This is a genomic window from Kitasatospora sp. NPDC059571, assembly GCF_042735675.1.
Classification (GTDB): domain Bacteria; phylum Actinomycetota; class Actinomycetes; order Streptomycetales; family Streptomycetaceae; genus Kitasatospora.
In genome coordinates, this window is the sequence record NZ_JBHWBW010000400.1 from 1 (window position 1) to 7,355 (window position 7,355).

Annotated in this window: 10 protein-coding genes; 5 read left to right on the forward strand and 5 right to left on the reverse strand. The window is 74.5% G+C overall.

The window, feature by feature from the left end; translation table 11 throughout:
• The first annotated feature begins 155 nt into the window (after positions 1 to 155).
• From ACFV0G_RS30965 to ACFV0G_RS30975, 3 genes are all read left to right on the forward strand, one after another.
• Positions 156 to 908, forward strand: coding sequence for a TetR/AcrR family transcriptional regulator (locus ACFV0G_RS30965; protein WP_380555187.1), 753 nt, complete (start codon positions 156 to 158; stop codon positions 906 to 908).
• Positions 908 to 1,795 carry an alpha/beta fold hydrolase gene (locus tag ACFV0G_RS30970; RefSeq protein WP_380555189.1) on the forward strand — a complete coding sequence of 296 codons (888 nt, stop codon included), beginning with the start codon at positions 908 to 910 and terminating at the stop codon, positions 1,793 to 1,795. The genes ACFV0G_RS30965 and ACFV0G_RS30970 overlap by 1 nt, the downstream gene beginning before the upstream one ends.
• Positions 1,796 to 1,869: 74 nt before the next feature.
• Positions 1,870 to 2,583 (forward strand): class I SAM-dependent methyltransferase, encoded by a 714-nt coding sequence (locus ACFV0G_RS30975; protein WP_380555191.1) that lies wholly within the window; start codon positions 1,870 to 1,872, stop codon positions 2,581 to 2,583.
• Positions 2,584 to 2,598: 15 nt separating this feature from the next.
• On the opposite strand, the gene ACFV0G_RS30980 is transcribed toward ACFV0G_RS30975, so the two are convergent.
• The 5 genes from ACFV0G_RS30980 to ACFV0G_RS31000 all read right to left on the reverse strand — a co-directional run bounded on the left by ACFV0G_RS30980 (position 2,599) and on the right by ACFV0G_RS31000 (position 5,784).
• Complete coding sequence (locus tag ACFV0G_RS30980) at positions 2,599 to 3,180, reverse strand: SRPBCC family protein (RefSeq protein ID WP_380555193.1); 582 nt, start codon at positions 3,178 to 3,180, stop codon at positions 2,599 to 2,601.
• Positions 3,107 to 3,496, reverse strand: coding sequence for a DUF4265 domain-containing protein (locus ACFV0G_RS30985; RefSeq protein ID WP_380555195.1), 390 nt, complete (start codon positions 3,494 to 3,496; stop codon positions 3,107 to 3,109). Before ACFV0G_RS30985 ends, ACFV0G_RS30980 begins: the two co-directional genes overlap by 74 nt.
• A 133-nt stretch (positions 3,497 to 3,629) precedes the next feature.
• The gene (locus ACFV0G_RS30990) at positions 3,630 to 3,968 is read right to left on the reverse strand and encodes a cyclic-phosphate processing receiver domain-containing protein (protein ID WP_380555197.1); all 339 of its coding nucleotides are present in this window, start codon (positions 3,966 to 3,968) and stop codon (positions 3,630 to 3,632) included.
• A gap of 325 nt (positions 3,969 to 4,293) precedes the next feature.
• Positions 4,294 to 4,800 (reverse strand): hypothetical protein, encoded by a 507-nt coding sequence (locus ACFV0G_RS30995; RefSeq protein ID WP_380555199.1) that lies wholly within the window; start codon positions 4,798 to 4,800, stop codon positions 4,294 to 4,296.
• Between the two features lie 45 nt (positions 4,801 to 4,845).
• The gene (locus ACFV0G_RS31000; RefSeq protein WP_380555201.1) at positions 4,846 to 5,784 is read right to left on the reverse strand and encodes a DMT family transporter; all 939 of its coding nucleotides are present in this window, start codon (positions 5,782 to 5,784) and stop codon (positions 4,846 to 4,848) included.
• 81 nt (positions 5,785 to 5,865) lie between these two features.
• Between ACFV0G_RS31000 and ACFV0G_RS31005 the strand changes: the two genes are divergently transcribed.
• Both ACFV0G_RS31005 and ACFV0G_RS31010 read left to right on the forward strand, forming a co-directional pair.
• Entirely contained in the window at positions 5,866 to 6,795 is a 930-nt protein-coding gene (locus ACFV0G_RS31005) for a LysR family transcriptional regulator (RefSeq protein ID WP_380555203.1), read from the forward strand.
• 76 nt (positions 6,796 to 6,871) lie between these two features.
• Positions 6,872 to 7,243: a GNAT family N-acetyltransferase gene (locus ACFV0G_RS31010; protein WP_380555205.1), complete on the forward strand. Its 372-nt coding sequence runs from the start codon at positions 6,872 to 6,874 to the stop codon at positions 7,241 to 7,243.
• Positions 7,244 to 7,355: the final 112 nt, after the last annotated feature.

The window sequence follows — 7,355 nt, forward strand, 5'->3', positions numbered from 1 at the left end:
GCTGGTGCCGGCCGGCGGCGGGCGGGGGGGGCGGGGGGGGGGCGGGGGCTGTGTTATGTCGCGGGGGGGGGTCTTCCAACATACCCCCCCCCCCCCCCCCCCATGGCGATGCCGGGAGGCCGCCCCGCCTCCGGCCCCCCAGGACAGGACGATCTGTGACCGACCCCGCCAAGACCCGTGCCGCGGAACCCGGTCCGGCGGCGACGGAAGGACCGGCCGCCGGATCGGCGGCCTGGTGGCAGGAGCGCGGTGCGGCGCGGGCCCGGCAGCGGCCGCGGGCGGGCGGGCTGACCCTGACGGCGATCACCGCTGCGGCTCTCGAACTGGCCGACCGCGACGGGCTGGACGCGCTCTCCATGCGCGCCGTGGCCGACCGGCTGGGGGTGCGGCACACCTCCCTCTACCGTCATGTGGCCAGCCGCGAGGAGCTGCTGGTGGAACTGGTCGACCACATGCTCGGCGAGGTGTCCCTGCCCGAGCCGGGGCCGGACTGGCGCGCGGCCACCGAGGCGGGCGCCCGGGCCTACCACCGCGTGCTGAACGCGCACCGCGCCCTGGCCCCGCTGCTGACCAGGGGCCAGCTCCTCGGCCCGAACGCGCTGCGCGCCCGCGAGCAGGGCCTGCGCGTCCTCATCGAGGCGGGCTGGGAGCCGGCCCTCGCGGTGCGGATCTACCTGACGGTCACGCACTTCGTGGTCGGCGCATGCGTGCTGGACAGTGGGGGAGCAGCCCGTACGGCCGAACAGCGTGCCGCGATGGCCGACCTGTTCGCCGCACTCCCCGCCGGACGGCACCCGCTGGTCAGCGCCCATGCGGCGCTGCTCGGCGAGCCGGACGGCGACGAGGAGTTCGACTTCGGACTGCGGTGCCTGCTGGACGGCATCGCCCGGACGGGGGAGGCCCCCTGATGTCCCGTACCACCCTGCCCGCGGCCGCCGTCTGGGAGGCGTCCGGAGAACGGGTCGCCCTGCGCAGCCGCACCGGGGAGCACCGGGTGTTCGTCCGGCAGGACGGCCCGGGCGACGGCCACCCGGTGACGCTCGTCCACGGCTTCCCCACCTCCTCGCACGACTGGGCGGCGATCGTGCCGGCGCTCGCCGCGGCCGGCCACCGGGTCACCGTTCTCGACCTGCTGGGCTTCGGCAGCAGCGACAAGCCGCGCCGCCACCGCTACTCCGTGCTGGAACAGGCGGACCTCGTCGAGGACCTCTGGCGCCGGCTCGGCACCGAAGCGACCGCGCTGGTCGCCCACGACTACGGGGTCAGCGTGGCGCAGGAACTGCTCGCCCGCGACGCCGGCCGGGTCACCGCCGCGGTCTGGCTCAACGGCGGCCTCTACCCCGACCTGCACCGGCCGCTCCGGATCCAGCGCCTGCTGCACGGCCGGCTCGGCCCGCTGCTCGCCCGGGCCGTCACCGAACGGGGCTTCCGCGCCTCCATGCGGCGGGTGCTCGGCCGCCCGGTGTCCGACGAGGTGCTGCACGACATGTGGCTCGGCATCGCCCGCGACGGCGGGCAGCGGCTCGCCCCGCGCCTGCTCCGCTACATCGACGAGCGGCAGCAGTACGAGGAGCGCTGGGTCGGGGCCCTGGAGGGCTTCCCCGGTCCGACGCTCTTCGTCTGGGGTCCGGCCGACCCGATCAGCGGCGCCCATGTGCTCGCCCGGATCCGGGAGCGTCTGCCGCGGGCCGCGATCACCGAACTCGGCGGGCCGCCCGCGGCCGGCCACTACCCCCAGGTCGAGGCCCCCGAAGAGGTGGCGGCCGCCCTCTGTGCCTTCCTCGCCACGAGCTGAACGCTCCCGGCCGTCCGACTAGGCTGATCACGACGGCCCGGCCCGCGGACCGCGCACGGACGGAGGCAGGCCGCGTGGGGTCCGACGGCGAGGAGCTGGCCGACGTCCAGCGCGCGCACTGGCAGCGCACCTACACCGAGCACCCGGAGATGTACGGCGAGCAGCCCTCGGAGCCGGCCGTCCGGGCGGCCGGCGTGTTCCGGGCGGCGGGAGCCCGCGAGGTGCTGGAGCTCGGGGCGGGGCACGGGCGGGACGCCCTGTACTTCGCCCGCGAGGGCTTCACCGTGCTGGCCGCCGACTTCAGCCCGGTGGGCCTGGAGCAGCTGTGCACGGCGGCTGCTGCCCAAGGCACGGCCGAGCGGGTGCGCACGGTGGTGCACGACGTCCGCGAGCCGCTGCCGCTCACCGACGGCTCGGTGGACGCGGTGTACGCGCACATGCTGCTGTGCATGGCACTGTCGACCGCGGAGATCCGCGCCCTGGTGGCCGACGTACGGCGGGTGCTGCGGCCGGGCGGCACCTTCGTCTACACCGTCCGGCACACCGGCGACGCCCACTTCGGCGCGGGTACCGGGCACGGCGACGACATCTGGGAGCACGGCGGCTTCGCCGTCCACTACTTCTCCCGCGCCCTCGTCACCGAGCTCGCCGAGGGCTGGCGGCTGGACGAGGTGCGCCCCTTCGAGGAGGGCGGCCTGCCCCGGCGCCTGTGGCGGGTCACCCAGAGCCTGCCCGCCTCCGACGCGCACGATGCCCCCGCAGCCCGCCGATCGGGCCGCCAGGTGTGAGCACGAGGGCACCGTTCAGCGGCCCTGAGTCTCGCAGAACCGCTTCAGCCCCGCCGCCTCGATCTCGACGTAGCGGCGGGTCAGCTTGCCGTACGGCAGCGCGAGCAGCGGTGCCAGGATGCCCTTCTGATGCACGCCCAGTACCACTCGGCACCGGTCCGCACCGAGCGGCTCGATCCGGTACGTCCCGATCGTGGTGAACGCCGGATTCTGGGTGCGCCACTCGAAGGTGCGCCCGGCCTCCGCCGCGGTCACCTCCCACACCTCGGCCTTCAGCCGGGGCTGCCGGACCTCTGCCTCGCTCCCCACCGTCACCGGGCCGTCGGACAGCAGCCGCACGCTCGGCTTCGACACCGTCCACCGAGGCCAACCCTCCACGTCCGCCAGCACCGCCCACACCCGCTCCGGCGCCGCTGCCACATTCACAGTCACCTCGTACCGCACCCGTGCTCCCCCCTCGAAACCAGATCCCCCACAGTACGGCCCGTGGCGCGGTGGCCTGCCGTGCGGGTGGGCCGTCCGGTCAGCCGGCGGTGTCCTCGTCATCGCCGTTGCCGAACCACCACTCGACACCGTCCCGACGCGCGGCCCAGGCATCCAGGACCCGCTCGATCGCGACGGGACCGACCGAGCGGCCGACCGTGACGACTGCGAAGCGCAGGCCCGGCGGCGCCTCGGCCAGACCGCCGAGCTCCGCGGCGGCCCTCCTGAGGTCCGCGAACGACTCGGGCGTGAAGTCGCCCTGCCAGTATGCCTGGACGCACAGGTGATCGCCCTGCTCGACGACCTCGAACCGACCGTCTTCGTCCACCTGAAGGACATCACCGGCCGCGCATCCGAGCGCCGGCCCCGGGCTGCCCGCCAGTTCGAACAGGCCTGGCTCCAGCAGCACCGCCGGCAGCTCTTCGAACACCGGGTGTTCGGAGCCCGCGAAGCCGGCCGGCAGGCGTATGTGGGTGCGGGTCGCAACGTGAGTTTCGTGCGTCATGCGCGAGGCCGAGCTCCGACTCCGGGCGCGAGCCGGTCGACCGCGCCACCGGGCGTCCCTAGGCCGTTGCCCGCCGGACGCGGTAGTTCCAGCGGGCGAGTGACCTGATGACGGTTTCGGCGCCGATGGGGTTGGCGCTGTGGACGAAGACGGCTCCGATCCGGAAGGGCCGTCCGTTGAAGGCGGCTTCTTCCATGAGGGCCACCACCGGCATGATGGTGTCGTCGCCGCCGAGATCGTGGTCGAGCCACAGCTCGTCAATGAAGGTGGTGCGGTGCTCTTCCAGGAGCCTGACACCGTCGCGGCTGGTGCGGGCGATCCGCGTGGCCCGGGGAAGCGGGCGGAGGTCGTCTATGCCCAGGACGAGGGGCGTTGGAGAGATGGCGGCTTCTTTCACCGGGACATTGTCACGGTGGGCAGGCGGGATGGCGACCTCCGCCCCGCGAGCCCACCGGCGACCGCCACCGCTCGCCGGGTGCTGTGAAGCCGTCAGCAAGCCGTCCGCCCTCACCTACAGTGCGGTGGCGGGGGAGTCCGCGTCCGTCATCACGCACCGATCATGGACACTCCCGCCTCATGTCGGCAGGCGTCTCGGGATGGCGAACGGTGGAGACTGCACGGTTGTGGGCCGAAGGATGGGCCGTGTCCCGACGGGAGCCCGAGCCTGTGGAGGTGCCCTGGGGACTGCGGATCGATGTCGAACGGCCGACTCGGACCGCCCGTCACATCCTGCTCGACACCGATGCCGAAGCCGCCCGTGGGCTGGTCGACGCGCTCACCGAGCCCATCACGTGCATCAAGGCATGTCTGCCGCCGGGCGACAGGGCTCCCTGGTTCTCGGTCGCGTGGGAGCCCACGATCCCTCCTTCCTGATGGCCGTCGACCTGCGCCCGGCGCGCGTGCAGGCGCCGGACGGGTACACCGTCGAGACCGTCGAGACCGTCGAGACCGTCGACGGCGTCACGTACGTGCGCGTCCTGAGCGCCGACGGGGGACTCGCCGCGTGCGGCCAGGCCGGTCTGACCCGTACGGCCTGCGCCTTCGACCAGATCGTCACCGACCCGGCCCACCGGCGCCTCGGTCTGGGGACGGTGGTGATGGGCGCGCTCACCGATGCGGCCGTCGAGAGCGGGGTTTGCGCGGGCATTCTGGGCGCGACCGTCCAGCGCCGTGCACGCTGTGAAGCGCTCGGCTGGAAGGTCCTCTCGCCGCTGACGGGATTCGTCCACGGATCTCCGTCCCCGTCTGACCCCCTCCTCTGGCGAGTGCCCAGGTCAGGCGCCGGTCAGGACGGACGGGGGCGGGGCCGGCGCGGGGGTGGGGGCGAGGCGGTGGCGGCGTTCGACGGACTGGCCCCAGGAGGTGCCGGCGACCATGAGGACGGCGCCGAGGGCGGCCGGGAGGGTCAGGCGTTCGCCGCCGAGGCCGATGCCGGCCGCGACGGCCCAGACGGGTTCGGTGCCGAGCAGGAGGCTGGCGCGGCTGGCGGAGGTCCGCTGGACGGCCCAGGTCTGTGCGAGGAACGCGAACACGCTGCAGAACAGCGCGAGGTAGAGCAGGTCGGCCCAGGTGGCGGCGCCGCTGCGGGCCACCGCGGGCAGGTCGGCCGCGGCCAGCGGCAGGAAGAGCAGCGTGCCGACGGCGGTCTGCACCGTGGTGAGGTGCAGCGGACGGACCGCCCGGCCCGCGGTGCGGCGGCCCACCAGGACGACGTGCCCGGCCCGGACCGCCGCAGCGGCCAGCATCAGCAGGTCGCCGATGCCCGGCACCCGCAGGCCCGTCCCGGACATCAGCAGGCCGACGGCCAGCACGCACACGGCGGTCGCCGCATGGAACGCCCCCGGCAGCCCGCCGCGGCCGCCCGCCCGGTCCAGCAGCGGCGTCAGCACGATCGTCAGGCTGATGAGGAGCCCCGCGTTGGCGGCGCTGGTGTGCGCGACACCGTACGTCTCCAGCACCAGCACCGCCGCCTGGGTGACCCCGAGCAGCGCGCCGGAGCGGAGCTCGTCCGGGCTGAACCGGCGGCTGCCGCGGCCTACGGCGACGACCGCCCCGCAGGCGACCGCGGAGACGGCGTACCGGACGAACAGCACGGCCAGGACGGGGACGGCGGCGGTCGCCGTCTTCGCCGCCAGGTAGCTGGAGCCCCAGACGAGTGCGACGAGCAGCAGGACCAGATCGGGGCGGCGGGAGGCACCGCGGGTTTCGGACACGCCCCCACCGTGCACCATGCGGCACCGTGTAGCCCAGCACCACCTTCTGAAGCAATGCTGTAGCACTCCTACACTGTCGGGGTGGATGCACGACAGCTGCGGATCCTGCGGGAGCTGGGCGAACTCGGCAGTGTGACCGCGGTCGCCGAGGCGATGCTGGTGACACCGTCCGCGGTGTCGCAGCAACTGCGGCTGCTCCAGCGGTCGGTGCCGGTGCCGCTCACCGAGCGCGCCGGGCGGCGGGTGGTGCTCACCGACGCGGGCCGGGCGCTCGCCGCCGCGGCGATCGAGGTCGAGACGGCACTGGCCCGGGCCCGGCACACCGTCGCCGACTTCGTGGACCGGCCCGACGGCGAGGTCTCGGTCGCGGCCTTCCACAGCGCGGGGGCGGCGTTCTTCCCCCTGCTGCTGAGCGGCCTCGCCGACCCCGCCGGGCCGCAGCTCTCCTTCGCCGACGAGGACGTGGCCCAGGACCGCTTCCCGCCGCTCACCCGCGCCTACGACCTGGTGATCGCCCACCGGCTGGACCACGCGCCGCCCTGGCCGCGGACGGTTGCCGCGACCACGCTGCTGCGCGAGCCGCTGGACGTCGCCCTGCCGACCGGGCACCCACTGACGGCGAGGCGCCGGCTCACCCCGCGGGACGTGGCCGGGGAGCCCTGGATCACCGTCCACGACGGATTTCCGCTGATGGCGACGGTCGAGGCGGTCGGCACCGCGGCCAACCGGCCGCTGCGGATCGTCCACCGGATCAACGAGTTCACGGTCGCCGCCGAGGTGGTGGCGGCCGGCGGCGGCCTGGCGCTGATCCCGCGGTGGACGGCGCGTCCGCACCCGGGCGTGGTGCTGCGCCCGCTCACCGGTGTGCACGCGCGGCGGCACGTGGACGTCCTGCACCGGCCTGAGCGCGCGGCCCGCCGGGCCGTCCGCACGGTGCTGGCCGAGCTGGTCCGGGCCGCCGCGGTGGTCCGCGGCCGGGAGGGCGGTGCGCCGCCGGGCCCGGCCGGCTGACGGCCGCCGGCGTACCGAGAACCGGCCCGAGGGGCACTCTGGGGGAGTGGGCCCGGCGGACTTGATCGCAAACTGATTGAACTCTAAACTAAATGCGTGGCGACCCGCCACACCGGCAGACCGTACGACGAAGGGACGGACCGTGGACACCCATGTGACGGACAACCAGGAGCGCTCGCGCTTCGAGGTCTTCCACGACGGCGAGCTCGCGGGATTCTCCGAGTACGAGCGCAAGGAGGGCGAGATCGCCTTCATCCACACCGAGATCGACCCCCGTTTCGGCGGGCACGGCCTCGGCGGGAAGCTCGCCCGCGCCGCCCTCGACGCCGTCCGCGGGGAGGGCCTCGCGGTACTGCCGTACTGCCCGTTCATCCGCGGCTGGATCGGCAAGCACCCCGAATACGCCGACCTGGTGCCCGCCGCTCAGCACGAGCGGTTCGGGCTGTGACGCGCCCGGTGGAGCAGGCCCCGGACGGCGCCGCCGTGCCCGGACCGGCGGCGGTGGTCCGCGCCGCGGCCGCCGGCGCCCCCCCCACCCCCGGCGAGAAGCCGGGCGCAGA